Source organism: Pseudomonas pohangensis (assembly GCF_900105995.1).
GTDB lineage: Bacteria > Pseudomonadota > Gammaproteobacteria > Pseudomonadales > Pseudomonadaceae > Aquipseudomonas > Aquipseudomonas pohangensis.
This window is the reverse complement of the sequence record NZ_LT629785.1, coordinates 493534-507983: the sequence shown is the minus strand read 5'-3', so window position 1 is coordinate 507983 and position 14450 is coordinate 493534. Positions and strand designations below refer to the sequence as shown.

At 62.0% G+C, this 14450-nt stretch carries 15 protein-coding genes; 6 read left to right on the top strand and 9 right to left on the bottom strand.

All coding sequences use genetic code 11. The features are described from left to right. Positions 1-112: 112 nt before the first annotated feature. A complete protein-coding gene (locus BLT89_RS02495; protein ID WP_090192934.1) occupies positions 113-1963 on the bottom strand; it encodes a DUF1302 domain-containing protein in 1851 nt (616 codons plus the stop codon). A 50-nt stretch (positions 1964-2013) separates the two neighbouring features. Continuing rightward, positions 2014-3693 carry a fatty acid--CoA ligase gene (locus tag BLT89_RS02490; RefSeq protein ID WP_090198622.1) on the bottom strand — a complete coding sequence of 560 codons (1680 nt, stop codon included), beginning with the start codon at positions 3691-3693 and terminating at the stop codon, positions 2014-2016. A gap of 176 nt (positions 3694-3869) precedes the next feature. Between BLT89_RS02490 and BLT89_RS02485 the strand changes: the two genes are divergently transcribed. Further along, the gene (locus BLT89_RS02485; protein ID WP_090192933.1) at positions 3870-5045 is read left to right on the top strand and encodes an acetyl-CoA C-acyltransferase; all 1176 of its coding nucleotides are present in this window, start codon (positions 3870-3872) and stop codon (positions 5043-5045) included. A gap of 715 nt (positions 5046-5760) precedes the next feature. Here the strand turns inward: BLT89_RS02485 and BLT89_RS02480 are convergent. Next, positions 5761-6402, bottom strand: a complete 642-nt coding sequence (locus tag BLT89_RS02480; protein WP_090192932.1) for a LysE family translocator — start codon at positions 6400-6402, stop codon at positions 5761-5763. A gap of 70 nt (positions 6403-6472) precedes the next feature. On the opposite strand from BLT89_RS02480, the gene BLT89_RS02475 reads away from it, so the two are divergent. From BLT89_RS02475 to BLT89_RS02465, 3 genes are all read left to right on the top strand, one after another. Then, positions 6473-7438, top strand: coding sequence for a 2-hydroxyacid dehydrogenase (locus BLT89_RS02475; protein WP_090192931.1), 966 nt, complete (start codon positions 6473-6475; stop codon positions 7436-7438). 41 nt (positions 7439-7479) lie between these two features. After that, the gene (locus BLT89_RS02470) at positions 7480-8478 is read left to right on the top strand and encodes a class I SAM-dependent methyltransferase (RefSeq protein ID WP_090192930.1); all 999 of its coding nucleotides are present in this window, start codon (positions 7480-7482) and stop codon (positions 8476-8478) included. A gap of 136 nt (positions 8479-8614) precedes the next feature. Next, a complete protein-coding gene (locus BLT89_RS02465) occupies positions 8615-9199 on the top strand; it encodes a TMEM165/GDT1 family protein (protein ID WP_090192929.1) in 585 nt (194 codons plus the stop codon). Between the two features lie 100 nt (positions 9200-9299). Here BLT89_RS02465 and BLT89_RS02460 read toward each other — a convergent pair whose 3' ends face one another. The 3 genes from BLT89_RS02460 to BLT89_RS02450 are packed head-to-tail and all read right to left on the bottom strand — an operon-like array spanning position 9300 to position 10412. After that, a complete protein-coding gene (locus BLT89_RS02460; protein ID WP_090192928.1) occupies positions 9300-9914 on the bottom strand; it encodes an SOS response-associated peptidase in 615 nt (204 codons plus the stop codon). Between the two features lie 55 nt (positions 9915-9969). Next, entirely contained in the window at positions 9970-10230 is a 261-nt protein-coding gene (locus BLT89_RS02455; RefSeq protein WP_090192927.1) for a putative signal transducing protein, read from the bottom strand. Further along, positions 10230-10412 carry a CPXCG motif-containing cysteine-rich protein gene (locus BLT89_RS02450; protein WP_090192926.1) on the bottom strand — a complete coding sequence of 61 codons (183 nt, stop codon included), beginning with the start codon at positions 10410-10412 and terminating at the stop codon, positions 10230-10232. The genes BLT89_RS02455 and BLT89_RS02450 overlap by 1 nt, the downstream gene beginning before the upstream one ends. Before the next feature lie 101 nt (positions 10413-10513). On the opposite strand from BLT89_RS02450, the gene BLT89_RS02445 reads away from it, so the two are divergent. Further along, positions 10514-11680, top strand: coding sequence for a 1-acyl-sn-glycerol-3-phosphate acyltransferase (locus BLT89_RS02445; RefSeq protein WP_408003063.1), 1167 nt, complete (start codon positions 10514-10516; stop codon positions 11678-11680). Positions 11681-11748: 68 nt separating this feature from the next. Here the strand turns inward: BLT89_RS02445 and BLT89_RS02440 are convergent, their stop codons facing one another. Then, positions 11749-12216 carry a flavodoxin gene (locus BLT89_RS02440; RefSeq protein WP_090192925.1) on the bottom strand — a complete coding sequence of 156 codons (468 nt, stop codon included), beginning with the start codon at positions 12214-12216 and terminating at the stop codon, positions 11749-11751. A gap of 137 nt (positions 12217-12353) precedes the next feature. Between BLT89_RS02440 and BLT89_RS02435 the strand changes: the two genes are divergently transcribed. After that, positions 12354-12791, top strand: a complete 438-nt coding sequence (locus BLT89_RS02435; RefSeq protein ID WP_090192924.1) for a PAS domain-containing protein — start codon at positions 12354-12356, stop codon at positions 12789-12791. A gap of 7 nt (positions 12792-12798) precedes the next feature. Here BLT89_RS02435 and BLT89_RS02430 read toward each other — a convergent pair whose 3' ends face one another. Both BLT89_RS02430 and BLT89_RS02425 read right to left on the bottom strand, forming a co-directional pair. Beyond that, positions 12799-13743: a Nudix family hydrolase gene (locus BLT89_RS02430; protein WP_090192923.1), complete on the bottom strand. Its 945-nt coding sequence runs from the start codon at positions 13741-13743 to the stop codon at positions 12799-12801. Beyond that, entirely contained in the window at positions 13740-14366 is a 627-nt protein-coding gene (locus BLT89_RS02425; RefSeq protein ID WP_090198616.1) for a glutathione S-transferase family protein, read from the bottom strand. The genes BLT89_RS02430 and BLT89_RS02425 overlap by 4 nt, the downstream gene beginning before the upstream one ends. Positions 14367-14450: the final 84 nt, after the last annotated feature.

Sequence of the window (14450 nt, the reverse complement as noted above, 5' to 3'; positions counted from 1 at the left end):
CGCCATCGACCAGACACAGCAGCCGCAAGCGCGGCCTGCTGCAGCTTGGCGGGTCACTCCAAGTTTGAGCCGAATCTGCCGGCGCACTGATAGCGACCGCTGAGCCGCTGCGCTAGATACTCAAACCCAGACTGAACAACAGGAAATCCCGGTCAGTCTGGCTGTTGAAATCGCCACCGAAGAAACTGCTGTAGTGCAGACCGACGCGATAGATGTTCTGGTATTCGGCATCCAGGCCGATGCTGGCGGCCTTGGCGCCTTCACTGAACAGGCCGTCCGCCGCATAACCGGCAACATCCTGCGACCACGCCAGTGTCGGCTTGAGGGTCAGGTGCGGCAAAACCTGCGGGTATTCCCAGACGGCGCGGGTACGGTAGCCCCAGGCGGTGGAAGTGACGAAGCCATCACCCGAACAGTAGCGTGCAACATTGTCCAGCGCGGCACCGGCAGCATTCAGCTGCTCGGCATTGCGCGTCACGCAGGCATTGCCCGGCAGGCTACCGGAGCCGTACAGCGGATCGCGGCCATAGCGCGCCGCATTGCGGCTCTCCAGCCCGCCTACCTGCACCAGCGCCACTTCACCCTGCAAGAGCATCTGACTGGCGCCGAGCACCTGATCAACCGTCTGGCTCAGTGAGGTCTGCAGCTGGGTGATGTCCTTGCGCCGGTAACCGGACAGGGATTGCCCGGGGGCCAGTTGCAACGGCGACTGGCTGGCATCCAGCGGGGTCTGCGGTGCGGCGAGCAGGTCGACGCTGCTCAACTGCAGCGGCGCATTGGGCCGGTAGCTCAACTCGCCGGCCCAGGTCGTGCCATTGCGCAGCAGGCTGGAAAAACTCAGGCCGTAAGTCTGCAGATCTTCCGGATAGGTCATGAAGTACTGGCTGTTACCCGCCACCACCAGCGGCGCCAGAGCACCCTGCGTCAGGGCGGCGTCATAGGCTGCCTGGTCCGGCGCCTGGATGCCCAGATAGGCCTGGCGACTGTGGATATGCAGGGCATACAGGCCGAAACGGGTGTCCAGCGGCACGGCAAAATAATGCAGGGCCACACCGAACTGGCCACCGTCCGAGGCATCGCGATCGGCACCACGGCGCACCAGCACGCCCTCATCCGGGACATTCCAGCCGACCCCAAGCCCTTGCAGGCCGGTCAGCGCCGCCTGGCCATACTGATCGACTACCTGCTGCCGGGTACGCAACACCGCCAGATTGTCGCTGCAACCCGGCGCCTGATAATCCGCCGGAGAAAAGAAGGTGCTGCAGTTTTCCGCCACATCGGCATCCCAGTTCAACTGATAGAAACCTTGCAGCTCCCAGCGCTCACTCAGTGCTTGTGACAGATGCAGCAGATTGCTCGGCAAGAAGCCCTCACCGAGCGCTGTCACCGGCTGGCGATAGGCCGAGGCCTGCTGCGGGTTCAGGTCATTCAGGGCATTGCCGATAAACAGCCCTTCGCCCCAGTTCAGCGTCTGCCGGCCCAGCCGCGCTTCCCCGGGCTGCTGGTCCAGCTGGTAACGCTGATAAACGAAGGCCTCAAGGAATTCTCCGCCGGAAGACTTGGCGCCCTGCTGACGACCGCCATCATCAATCTGGCGAAACGGCAGGTGGTCGTCCTGCAGGGCGAAGTCATACCAGTAGCGGCCGCTGAGATAGGCACCGCTGTCCTGGTAGCGCAATTCCAGTGCATTGAAGCCGCTCAAACGCCGGCTGACGCTATCGCCACGGCCATAATTCAGCCGTGCATCGTCGGTTGCCGTGGACAGCCCACGGCCGCCGTTGTTGGCGCCGATCAGGTCGCTATGCGGATTTTCCGTGGCCCACAGCAGCGAGTAATCCAGCGCGCTATCCAGCTGCGCCTCGACCACACCGATATTGAACGGCAAGCCGGCCAGAGCCGGGCGTGCACAACCCAGAAGCAGGAACAGGGGGAGTAGCTGGCGCAGAGAAAGGAAAGGAATCATCACAACCAGAAAGGAAACCGGTCACACCACCATGATGCGACCGGCCGAGTTTACAACGAAGAGATGATCGAACTCCCTTCTGTCTGCCATTGGGCGATCTGCAGACGAATAACCTTCTTGTCCAGCTTGCCGACGCTGGTCTTGGGAATCTCGCTGACCAGCGCGATCTGCCGTGGAATACCCCATTTGTTGATGCGGCCCTGTTCGACAAACGGCAGCATGTGCGCTTGCAAAGCGGCAGCGTCGAGACTCTGGCTGTCACGCAGCACCACCAGGGCAAACGGCGACTCGCCCCAGCGCTCGTCCGGCATGCCGACCACCGCCACTTCACGCACCGCCGGATGGCGGCTGACCAGGTCTTCCAGTTCCAGCGAGGAAATCCACTCCCCACCGGTCTTGATAACATCCTTGATGCGGTCACGAATTTCTATGCCGCCGTTGTGGTCGATCGCCGCAACGTCGCCAGTGTGCAGCCAGCCGCCTTCCCAGAGTTCGGTGCTCTTCTGCGGTTCGTTGAAATAGGCCTGGGTAAGCCAGGGTGCACGCAGCACCAGCTCGCCCTGGGCCTGACCGTCCTGCGGTAGCGATTTGCCTTCGGCATCGACAATGCGCGCCTGCACCAGCGGCACGCTGACCCCCGCACGGATGCGATGTTTGACCTGCAACTCCTCGCTGGCCATGTCCTCGTCGTTGAGATAGGCACAGGAGATGATCGGCCCGGTTTCCGACATGCCGTAGGCGGCAGTCAGCTGCATGCCACGCTCCTTCGCCGCCAGATACAGCGAGCGGTTCAGCGCGGAGCCGCCGATGATCAGCTTCCAGCCTTTGAAGTCCACACCCTCTGCGGCCTTGGCGTTCATCACCATCTGCAGGATGGTCGGCACGCAATGGGAGAAAGTGACTTTTTCGGTTTTCCACAGCTCGACCAGGTACTCCGGCTCGTAGCGACCCGGATAGACCTGCTTGAGACCGAGCATGGTCGCCACCAGCGGCATGCCCCAGGCATGCACGTGGAACATCGGCGTGATCGGCATGTACACGTCGTTGTTGCCCAGCAGCCGAATGCTGTCCAGCGAGCCCATGGTAGTGCCCAGGGTCAGGGTGTGCAGCACCAGCTGGCGGTGGGTGAAATACACGCCTTTCGGATTGCCGGTGGTGCCACTGGTATAGAAGGTGGTGGCGACCGAGTTTTCGTCGAAGTCCTCGAAGTCGTAGCTGGTACTGGCAGCACTCAGCAGCTCCTCGTACTCGCCAACCAGGTTGAACAGGTTGGCGGTTTTTTCTTCGCCATCGGTCAACAGGATGGTCTTGCGCACGCTGTTCAGATGCGGCGCTACATCATTGAACACCTGGATGAAGTCACTGTTGATCAGCACGAACTTCGCTTCCGCGTGATTCATGGTGTAAAGCATCTGCTCGGGCGACAGACGGACATTGATAGTTTGCAGAACTGCGCCGAGCATGGGGATGGCAAACATGCATTCCAGATAACGGTGGCTGTCCCAGTCCATCACCCCGACTGTATCGCCGGCCTTGACTCCGGCTTCGCTGAGTACGTTGGCCAGACGTGCGATCCGCTCGAGCAGGGTTGGATAGGTGTAGCGCACCTTGTCGCGGTAGACGATCTCGCGGGTTCGCTCATAGCGGCCGGCGGTGAGCAGCAGGCTCTTGATCAGCAATGGGTACTGGTAGGCGTTTTCGGCTGGCGGAATAACACGAGTCTGGAGCATGGCGATTACCTGAAAGGCTCTTGTGATTGGCATGAGTTGCAGAATACTGATGCTAGACCAGATTTCCGCAAGCAGAAAACCATTCATCACTGTGACTATTTTACGCATTCTAGTCACATGTTAGAATAAATTCACAATTCCGTTCACACCCACTTCTATTGAAAGGTGCATATACCATGTCCGATATCGTAATCGTCAGCGCTGTGCGCACCCCCATGGGCGGCTTCCAGGGCAGCCTGGCCGCAGTGCCGGCCGTTGATCTGGGTGCCGTCGCCATTCGCGAAGCCGTTGCCCGCGCCGGCATCCAGCCTGCCGATGTGCAGGAAGTGATCATGGGCTGCGTACTGCCCGCCGGTCTCAAGCAGGGCCCGGCCCGTCAGGCTTCGCTGAACGCCGGTCTGCCTGCCGCCACCGGCTGCACCACCATCAACAAGCTCTGCGGTTCGGGCATGAAAGCCGTGATGCAGGCCCACGATGCGCTCAAGGCCGGCAGCAACGAGGTAATGGTCGCCGGCGGCATGGAAAGCATGTCCAACGCACCCTACATCCTGCCAAAAGGCCGCGGCGGTCTGCGCATGGGGCATGGCGAAGTCAAGGACCACATGTTCCTCGACGGTCTGGAAGATGCCCGCACTGGCCGTCTGATGGGTTCCTTTGCCCAGGACACCGCCGACCAGTACGGCATCACCCGCGAGGACATGGACGCCTACGCCATCGAATCGCTCAAGCGCGCCCAGGCGGCAATTGCCGACGGTTCGCTGGCCAGTGAAATCGTTCCGGTCACCGTGGCCGGACGCAAGGGCGATGTAGTGGTCAAGGACGACGAGCAGCCGTTCAACGCCAATCTGGAAAAGATCCCGACGCTCAAACCGGCGTTCAAGAAAGACGGCACCGTGACTGCAGCCAACGCCAGCTCGATCTCCGATGGCGCCAGCGCTCTGGTCCTGATGACTGCCGAAGAAGCAGCCAGGCGCGGCCTCAAGCCACTGGCGAAAATCGTTGGTCACGCCACCCAGAGCCAGGACCCGAGCGAATTCACCATCGCCCCGGTCGGCGCGCTGACCAACCTGTTCAACAAGACCGGCTGGAGCAAGGATGACGTCGATCTGTTCGAGATCAACGAAGCCTTCGCCATGGTCACCATGCTGGCCATGCGCGAGCACGGCCTGGATCACGCCAAGGTCAATGTGTTCGGCGGTGCCTGCGCCCAGGGCCACCCGGTTGGTTCTACCGGCTCGCGACTGATCGTCACCCTGATCAACGCCCTGCAACGCAAGGGCGGCAAGCGTGGTGTGGCCTCGCTGTGCATCGGTGGCGGTGAAGCAACGGCAGTGGCGATCGAACTGCTGTAAGCCCCGACCGTTCAAAGCAAAGCCCGGCCAAGTGCCGGGCTTTGTCGTTTCAGCGTCAGCGGCTCGACAGCGCAGGGATGCCGTAAGGTGTTTACGGATTGGTAATCCGCTTTGATTTTTTGGTTGGCTTAGGCTTCGAGTTAGCCCGTAGCGCTTTCCTCGGCACTCGGCTTCAGGTTGCGCCTTGCACGGCGCCTCACTTTCTCTTTGCGCGCGCAAAGAGAAAGTAAGCAAAGAGAAAGCGCGCCCGGCATCCGGCCCGGTTCTTCGCTGCGCTACGTACCGGGTTCGTTCGCTGCATCGCTGCTCCAGGGGCCCGCTTCCACACCGATTCCGCTCACCCTCCTGACGGGACTGCTAGTCCGTGCAAACAGGTAGCTCCTTGATTGGTTAAACGCAGATGATGCGGTGGGCACCCAACCGCCCCTTCAGAAGGCCGAGTGCAGGTGTTGCGCAGCAGGTTTCGAGGCAGGACGCCGAGAAAGCCCCGATGGGCCATGGACGGCCCTTCGGGGCGTGCCTGCGGAGCGGCACCGGAGCGAGGGAACCCGGAGCGCAGCGCAGGGCCGGATGCAGGGGCAAGCGTTTTTGCTTACTTTTGCCGGGCGACTGGCAAAAGTGAGACGCCCAGCAGGGCGGAACCAATGCCTCAGACATGCACGCTAATCGGCAATAGAAATGCAGTGAAATCCCCTGCGGATTACCAATCCGCATCTCAACGCATCTCGCTGAACACCAGCCGCACCGCCAGACCGACCAGTACCACACCCATCAGACGATCAAACCAGTGGCCCATGCGCGCAAAGCCGCTGCGCACTCGTGCTTGACTGAACAGCAGCGCCACCAGCGAAAACCAGGCTGCCGTGGCACAAGCCAGATACAGGCCATAACCGGCCTGAATCAGCAACGGCGTCTGCGGGTTGATCACCAGGGTGAACAGCGAAAGAAAGAACAGCGTGGCCTTGGGGTTCAGCCCATTGGTGATAAAGCCACTGGCAAAGGCACCGTGTGCCGTGCGGACTTTCTGTGCCAGCGGATCCACAGCCTGCACCACCAGCGGCCGACTGCGCAGCGCCTTGATCCCCAGATACAACAGATAAGCCGCCGCGGCCCATTTCAGCAGATTGAACAGAACCGCTGACTGCGCCACCACCAGACCGATGCCCAGTAACGAATAGGTGACGTGCAGCAGAATACCGACGCCCACGCCGAGCGCCGTCCAGGTGCCCGCGGTACGGCCGTGACTCACGCTCTCCCTGATCACGATGGCAAAATCCGGCCCCGGGCTGGCCACCGCCAGCAGATGCACCAGCGCCACGGTAAGAAACTCTTGCCAATAAAGATCTGTCCAGTGCACGCAAGGCTCCCGCAAAATAGTCAAAACTGGCCGGCTAACCTACTTGATCAACCCTGTGCAGGTAAAACCCTTGAGCAATAAATTGCATGCCGTATTTCTTGACCATGCCTCCCTCGACCTCGGCGACCTGGATCTGGATCTGTTACGCGCCGGTTTCGCCAGCCTGCAACTGCATGCACAGACCAGCCCTGACGAGGTCAGCGCGCGCTTGCAAGGCGCGCAGGTGGCGATCAGCAACAAGGTGCCGCTAACCGCCGCAACCTTTGCCGCCAACCCGCAATTGCAACTGGTTCTGGTTGCCGCGACCGGCACCAACAACGTCGACCTGCAGGCGGCCAGGGCCAGTGGCGTGACAGTCTGTAACTGCCGCGCCTACGGCACGCCCTCGGTCGCCCAGCACACGCTGCTGCTGTTGCTGGCGCTGGCCACGCGTCTGAGTGACTACCAGCAGGCCGTGCGCGGCGGTGCCTGGCAACAGGCCCAGCAGTTCTGTTTGCTGGATTTTCCGATCATGGAACTGGACGGCAAGACCATCGGCCTGCTCGGTCATGGCGAGCTGGGCAGCGCCGTCGCCAGGCTGGCCGAAGCCTTCGGCATGCGCGTGCTGCTCGGCCAGCTGCCTGGACGGCCTGCCCAGCCGGGGCGCCTGCCGCTGGATGAGCTGCTGCCGCAAGTGGATGCCCTGAGCCTGCACTGCCCGCTGACCGAACAGACGCGCAACCTGATTGGCGCCCGCGAGCTGGCGTTGATGCAGCCGCAGGCACTGCTGATCAACACCGCTCGCGGCGGGCTGGTCGATGAACAGGCACTGGCCGACGCCCTGCGCGCCGGGCATCTGGGCGGCGCCGCGTTCGATGTACTCAGCGAAGAGCCGCCACGGCATGGCAATCCGTTACTGGCGGCCGATATTCCGCGCCTGATCATCACCCCGCACAACGCCTGGGGCAGCCGCGAGGCGCGGCAGCGGATCGTTGGCCAGCTGGCGGAGAATGCCGCAGCCTTCGCCGCGGGTGCGCCGCAAAGGGTGGTCGGTTAATCTAGCCACCCCCAATTCCCCCGCGCTAAAGGATCAGGCCCATGGACCCGCGAAGTGAAGTGCTGCTGCGTCAGGCCCGGCTGTTCGAGGGCCCTGTGCTGCTGGCCGGGCTGCCGGCCGACGACCTGCTCGGCCAGCTGCCGGCAGCCCATGGCTGGAGCTGGCATGCCGGCGAACAGGCGCAGCTGGACGCGCGCTTTGCCGGGCGTTGCCATTACGGTACTGAGCCAGGCGCAGCGCGCTTCGATAGTGCTGTGCTGTTCCTGCCCAAATCCCGCGAACTCACCGACTACCTGCTGCAGGCACTGGCGGCGCATCTTGCTGGCGGCATGCTCTACCTGGTCGGCGAAAAACGCGCCGGCATCGAGCGCGCCAGCAAGCAGCTGGCGGCTTTCGGCAAGCCGCGCAAGCTGGATAGCGCCCGACATTGCCAGTTGTGGCAGGTGCAGGTCGCGCAGGTGCCGCTGGTGCCGCAACTGGAGGAGCTGGCGCAGCAGTTCAGTCTGCAGCTGGACGACGGCCCGCTGCAGGTAATCAGCCTGCCCGGGGTGTTCAGCCACGGCCGGCTGGATCGCGGCACTGCACTGCTGCTGCAACATCTGGATCGCTTGCCCGCAGGCCATCTGCTGGATTTCGGCTGCGGTGCCGGGGTGCTGGGTGCCGTACTCAAGCGCCGTTATCCGCAGAGCCGGATCAGCTTGCTCGATGTAGATGCCTTTGCCGTGGCCAGCAGTCGCCTGACCCTCGCGGCCAACGGCCTGCAAGCCGAAGTACTGGCCGGCGACGGCATCCATGCCGCGCCCCTCGGGCTGGCAGCGATCCTCAGTAATCCCCCCTTTCATCAGGGGGTACATACCAGCTACGCCGCCACCGAACAGTTGCTGCGTGAAGCCAGCGGGCATCTGCAGCCCGGTGGTGAACTGCGGCTGGTAGCCAACAGCTTCCTGCAATACAAGCCACTGATCGAGCAGCATCTGGGCAGCTGCCAGACACTGGCCGATGCCGAAGGTTTTCGTATCTATCAGGCCAGCAAGCGCTGACCAAATTCTGGAGGAGTGATCGTAGGGTGGGCTTCAGCCCACCAAGACTCTGATTCGGCGATGGCGGGCTGAAGTCCGCCCTGCTTTTTACCCCCCTTACTGCACCACCTGAACAATAATCTCTCAGAGAAAAATCATGCTCGAATCCCTGCTGATCCCCACCGGTATCGTTGCCCTGGCCGAAATCGGCGACAAGACCCAGCTGCTGGCTCTGCTGCTGGCAGCGCGCTTTCGCCGGCCCTGGCCGATTATCTGGGGCATCGTCATCGCCACCCTGGCCAACCATTTCGCTGCCGGCGCTTTGGGCAACTGGGTGGGCAGCCTGTTCTCTGCCGCCACACTGGCCTGGCTGCTGGCCATCAGCTTTGCTGCCGTGGCGCTGTGGACACTGGTGCCGGACAAACTGGACGAGGACGACGAGTCCGGGCTGAAACGCTACGGCCCGTTTGTCACCACGCTGATTGCCTTCTTCCTCGCCGAGATGGGCGACAAGACGCAGATCGCCACGGTCATGCTGGCCGCACAGTACCCGCATCTGTTGCTGGTGGTGATCGGCACCACGCTGGGCATGCTGCTGGCCAACGTGCCGGTGGTGCTGGCCGGCAACTTCGCCGCCGAGCGCCTGCCGCTGACGCTGATCCGCCGCATCGCCGCCAGCGCCTTTGCCGTGCTGGCGCTGTATGCGGTCTGGCAAGCCGTGCAACTAAGCGGACCGGGCTAACGACTGCTGCAACCCCTCGCACCCACGCGGCATAAGCCATGTACTCCGCTCCGGGCCTGACAGCACAACCGGTGCCCGGCAGCTATCGCAACCGGGCCGGTTAGATCGGGGTCAGGCACTCCGGGCCATCCACCCGCGGATCATTAACGATAGTTGCCAGCGCGCGCTCGAATAAGGCTGGCCGGGTCTCCTGCAGTAATTCCTGCAAGCGCTCCACAGGCGCGTGCGGATCCAGCCACTGCTGCTGCTCAGACGCGTTGAGCAAAATCGGCCGGCGCTGCGCGCCAGCCTCGCGGGTGATCATGGCGAAACTCAGGTACTCGATAGCACCGGACGGATAGGCTTCCCAGATTCCGGCAAAGTACAGCAGCGGTTCGGCAATGCTCATCCAGTAAGGCTGTTTGCGTACACCGCGCCACTCGAAGAAACCGTTGGCCGGCAGCAGACAGCGGCGCTGCTGGAAAGGCTGACGAAACATCGGCTGGGTAGCGATGCTTTCCAGCCGCGCATGGGCCGGGGTCCGCGAAAAATCGGTGAACCAGGCCGGGGTCAGGCCCCAGCGCGCCAGATCCATACGTTGCTGACCGTCCTGCTCGCGCAGGATCAGGGCCTGGGCGCCAGGCAGCAGATTCCAGCAGGGTTGAAACTCGCCGGGAAAACCGGGTAGCGCGGCAAGCTGGGCAGACCAGCGAAACAGGGCATAGCGTGCAGACATGCGGAAGTGAACTCGAAGGAAATCTATTCAGCGAAATGCACCGCGGATTGCAGCATCAGCACAGCAGGCTGCCTTCGGTGTCCATCGGCGCTTCGCCCGGCAAAGGTTGCGCCGCATTGTACGCAGCGATCAACTCGCTGGCGCGTTCGGCCTGATCTTCCAGCACCAGCAAGCCAAGCAGCCCGGCAGCCGGCAACTCACCGATGGCGCCGAGCAAATGCTCACCGGTCAGACGTGCCGTCACCCCTTCGCTGGCGAGCATGCCCAGCAGCATCTCGGCTTCCAGCAGATTTTCCGGCTCGTAAATTCGCTGCATCAGTCATCCTCCCGCTGTACCTGCAGATCCCAGCTGTCGCCATCGGTGTGCAGCTGGAAAACCATAGGCCGGCAACAGACCGAACAATCCTCGATGTATTGCTGGTCACCAGCGGAAAGATCAAGCAATGCGCTGATCCTTTCGCCACAGTAGGGACAGTGAAAATCCTCGCGTTCCAGCATGAACTTATCTCCGGCCACTTGCGCTTATAATTGCAACTTGGGCACGGGTTTTCCAGCCGACGTTTTTTTCCGTGCAGCCAGCCTCCAGCCATACCGAGATGATGATGGGCGAATTCGACAGTATCCGACCTTACCAAGATGATGAAGTTGCCGCCGTACTGACGCGACTGACCAGCGACCGGACCCTGCTGGGCATGCTCACGCGCTTCCGCTTTCCGCATCTGGCCGGCCCCCTTGGCTGGCTGTTGCGTCCGCTGATTGCCTGGCGTCTGCGCCGCGAATGTGCCGGCATCGATTGCGTGGCCAAATTGCAGGACAAGGTCGAGCCCTACGTCGATCGCACCATCGAGAAAGCCACCGACGGTGTCACCTATTCAGGGCTCGAGCAATTGCCGGCAGGCAAGCCGTGCCTGTTCATCGCCAATCACCGTGACATCGTCATGGACCCGGCCTTCGTCAACTACGCGCTGTACCACAGCAAGCACCCGACTGTGCGCATTGCCATTGGCGACAACCTGCTGCAGAAACCCTTTGTCGGCGACCTGATGCGCCTGAACAAGAGTTTCATCGTGCCGCGCTCGATTACCGGCCGCCGCGAAAAACTGGCCGCTTTTCAGTTGCTCTCGGCCTATATCAATCACTCGATCCGCAACGACCGCGAATCGGTATGGATCGCCCAGGCCGAGGGCCGTGCCAAGGACGGCAATGACCGTACCGATCCGGCGATCCTCAAGATGTTCCACATGAGCCGCAAGGATCAGCCCTTCGCCGAAGTGATCAGCCAGCTGCACATCATTCCGGTATCGATCAGCTACGAATACGACCCCTGCGATCAGGCCAAGGCCCGCGAACTGTCGATCCGTGCCAGCAGTGGCAGCTACACCAAGGCACAGGGCGAGGACGACGCCAGCATTGCCCTGGGCATCACCGGCTACAAAGGCCGTGTACACCTGCATTTCGGCAACGAAATGAGTGCGCCCTGCGAGGATGCCAAACAGCTGGCAACGGCGCTGGATCAGGTAATCCTGACCCATTACCGGCTATTCCCGGTGCACTACCTGGCCTATGCCATGTGGGATCAGCAGGATGCGCAGATACAGGTACCGCAGATCAGCGAACTGTTCCCGGCAGATGACCTGCGCCGCGCCGAAGGTGAATGGCAGCGGCGGCTGGAGCATTGCCCGGCCGAATATCGGGATTGCCTGATCCTGCAGTATGCCAATCCGGTACGTAGCCATTACCGGGTCAAGGCTGGCCTGCCGCTCTGAGCAGCAGCTGGAATCAATGCCTGAAGGTCAGGATTCCCGGGCGGTAGCGCGGGAATCCTCTGGCACCCTCAGTTCTGGCTCTGCAGCGCCTGCAGCTGCACGATCAGCTCATCTAGCCATGGCTCGGCATCGCCTTGCGGGTCCGCGCTTTCGCTGGCATCCAGGCGCAGCATCGGCAACACCTGATGGATGCCCAGCTCTTCGTAGAGTTCGTTGACCAGTTCGCCACCACCGCAGAAGGTATCGGCATAACTGGAGTCGCCCAGCGCCAGTATGGCACCGGGCAGACCGCGCCAATTGGGCAGGCGATCACGCAGGGCAAAATACAGCGGCTGCAGATTGTCCGGCAGCTCGCCCATCCCGGTGGTGGCGGTGATACACAGCAGTGCCTGCGGGGCGAAGGCCTGCAACTCTTCCAGAGTCAATGCAGACTTGTGCCAGGCCTCCAGCCCGGCAGCCTTGAGCCGGCTTTCCGCGTACCGCGCCAGCTCTTCGGCTGTTCCGTAAACCGAGCCGGATAAAATCGCTACCTTCATGCAAACTCCTGAAACAGAACACAGAGACAGGCATTATGCCGCAAGTGGACGGCCCGTCCTGATACCTTAGAATGCCTTGCATAACCGCAATCCAGAAGCTGACGCGCTCCTGCAACTACCAACCCGGATGCCAGACCATGATCAATGCCAAACTGTTGCAACTGGTAGTCAATGCCTCCAATGACGGAATAGTCGTAGCCGAACAGGAAGGCGAAGACAACATCCTGATCTATGCCAACGCCGCCTTCGAGCGCCTGACCGGTTACAGCACCGAGGAAATCCTCTACCAGGATTGCCGTTTTCTGCAGAGCGGTGACCGTGACCAGCCCGGCCTGCACGCAATCCATCAGGCGATTGTCGACAACCAGCCCTGCCGGCAGATCATTCGCAACTACCGCAAGGACGGCAGCGCCTTCTGGAACGAGCTATCAATCACCCCGGTATTCAATGAAGCCGATCAGTTGACCTACTACATCGGCATCCAGAAGGATGTCAGCGATACCGTCGAGGCGCGCCAGCGCGTGATCGAACTGGAAGCCGAAGTGGCCGCACTCAAGGCACGCCTGGGCGAATAGCCCGGATTCAGGCTTCGGGCCAGAACGCGCGGATTCCCGCCACTCCCTGCGCCCCCGCCTGCCAGGCCTGCTCCCGCTGATCCGGGCCTACGCCGCCAAGCAGATACACCGGCTGGTTGAACCCTTCCAGCAATCTGGCAGCCACATCCCAACCCAGCGCTGCAGTTTCGGGGTGACTACGGGTCGGCTGCACTGGCGACAGGGTGACGAAATCCACCCCCATCTGCTGCGCCAGCTGCAACTCTTCAGCGCCGTGACAGGAGGCCGCCAGCCAGCGCTCACGGGGGAACGGTCGCCCGGCAGCGGCATACTTGCGCAACTGCTCGGCAGTCAGATGCCAGCCGGCCGCCGGAAAGTCACCCAGCCATTCCAGCGGGCCCTTGAGCATCAGCTGTGCCTTGCCGGCACACAGACCCTGGGCATCCAGCGCCAGATCACGATAGGCCGGGCTGTACATGTTCGGCGCACGCAACTGCACCAGCTTGATACCGCGGGCCAGGGCTTCACGCAGACCAACCAGCACTTCGTCGTGGCTCAAGTCATCAGGCGTAATCAGGTAGCTGTCCGGCAGGCGCGCTGCGGCAATGATCGGCTGATTCGCCGCCGGGAAGTCATACTCCGGCAATTGTCGCGGCGACACCCAGGCCAGCGGCTGGCCTTCGGCGCCATGGGGCTCGCCACTGAACTGCGTGACCTCCCAGACATCCAGCAGCACCTGCTTGTCCGGGTAGTCATGACTGACCTTGAGCAACGGTCGCGCACGACCGACGCGAATCCCCAACTCCTCGTGCAACTCACGATCAAGGGCGGCCAGCACTGTTTCACCGGCCTCGACCTTGCCACCGGGAAACTCCCACAGCCCGCCCTGATGCAAGTGCTCGGGGCGCCGGGCCAGCAGGATGCAGCCATCGGCGCGGCGAATCACTGCAGCCGCCACATGCACCCGTTTCAAGCCGTTACTTCCTGCCTGGCGGCCAGCAGCCAGCGCTGGAACGGTGGCCACTGATAGATGCTCTCGACATAAGCTGCTGCCACTTCCGGCAACTCGATACGGTAACTGCGCAGGCGGCTGGCCACCGGCGCATAAAAAGCGTCGGCGATGCTCGCATGACCAAACAGAAAAGGGCCGTCCTGACCAAACTGTGCGCGGCACCCGGCCCACAGCGTGCAAATACGCTGGATGTCCGCCTGCGCCTCGTCCGGCACAACAGTCAGGGCCTGATCGCGGCACAGGTCCATCGGCAGATGGGTACGCAGGGCGACGAAACCGCTGTGCATCTCCGCGCAGACACTGCGCGCGACTGCCCGGGCATATTCACCGCGCGGCCACAGATGTGCTTCGGGGTAGGTTTCCGCCAGGTATTCGGCAATCGCCAGCGAATCCCAGATCGGGCCTTCTGCGGTTTTCAGCAAAGGTACCTTGCCGGTCGGCGAATGTTCGAGGATGCGCGCCCGCGTGTCCGGCTGATACAGCCTTACCAGTATCTCCGCGTAGGGTTCAGCGGTCAGTTCCAGTACCAGTGCTGCACGCAGCGACCAGGAGGAAATGTTCTTGTCACCTATCACCAGCTGCATGTTTCGACCCTCGCATTGGTTGGGTGGAAAACTCGCTCCGCGATTTTCCACCATTGCTTTGCTGGTCAGCGAAGCGCCGATTGG

Excerpts from the sequence above, each read along its gene's own strand:
- BLT89_RS02495 (WP_090192934.1), bottom strand. The coding sequence starts at position 1,963 with ATGATTCCTTTCCTTTCTCTGCGCCAGCTACTCCCCCTGTTCCTGCTT.
- BLT89_RS02490 (WP_090198622.1), bottom strand. The coding sequence starts at position 3,693 with ATGCTCCAGACTCGTGTTATTCCGCCAGCCGAAAACGCCTACCAGTAC.
- BLT89_RS02485 (WP_090192933.1), top strand. The coding sequence starts at position 3,870 with ATGTCCGATATCGTAATCGTCAGCGCTGTGCGCACCCCCATGGGCGGC.
- BLT89_RS02470 (WP_090192930.1), top strand. The coding sequence starts at position 7,480 with ATGGACCCGCGAAGTGAAGTGCTGCTGCGTCAGGCCCGGCTGTTCGAG.
- BLT89_RS02465 (WP_090192929.1), top strand. The coding sequence starts at position 8,615 with ATGCTCGAATCCCTGCTGATCCCCACCGGTATCGTTGCCCTGGCCGAA.
- BLT89_RS02460 (WP_090192928.1), bottom strand. The coding sequence starts at position 9,914 with ATGTCTGCACGCTATGCCCTGTTTCGCTGGTCTGCCCAGCTTGCCGCG.
- BLT89_RS02455 (WP_090192927.1), bottom strand. The coding sequence starts at position 10,230 with ATGCAGCGAATTTACGAGCCGGAAAATCTGCTGGAAGCCGAGATGCTG.
- BLT89_RS02450 (WP_090192926.1), bottom strand. The coding sequence starts at position 10,412 with ATGCTGGAACGCGAGGATTTTCACTGTCCCTACTGTGGCGAAAGGATC.
- BLT89_RS02445 (WP_408003063.1), top strand. The coding sequence starts at position 10,514 with ATGATGGGCGAATTCGACAGTATCCGACCTTACCAAGATGATGAAGTT.
- BLT89_RS02440 (WP_090192925.1), bottom strand. The coding sequence starts at position 12,216 with ATGAAGGTAGCGATTTTATCCGGCTCGGTTTACGGAACAGCCGAAGAG.
- BLT89_RS02435 (WP_090192924.1), top strand. The coding sequence starts at position 12,354 with ATGATCAATGCCAAACTGTTGCAACTGGTAGTCAATGCCTCCAATGAC.
- BLT89_RS02425 (WP_090198616.1), bottom strand. The coding sequence starts at position 14,366 with ATGCAGCTGGTGATAGGTGACAAGAACATTTCCTCCTGGTCGCTGCGT.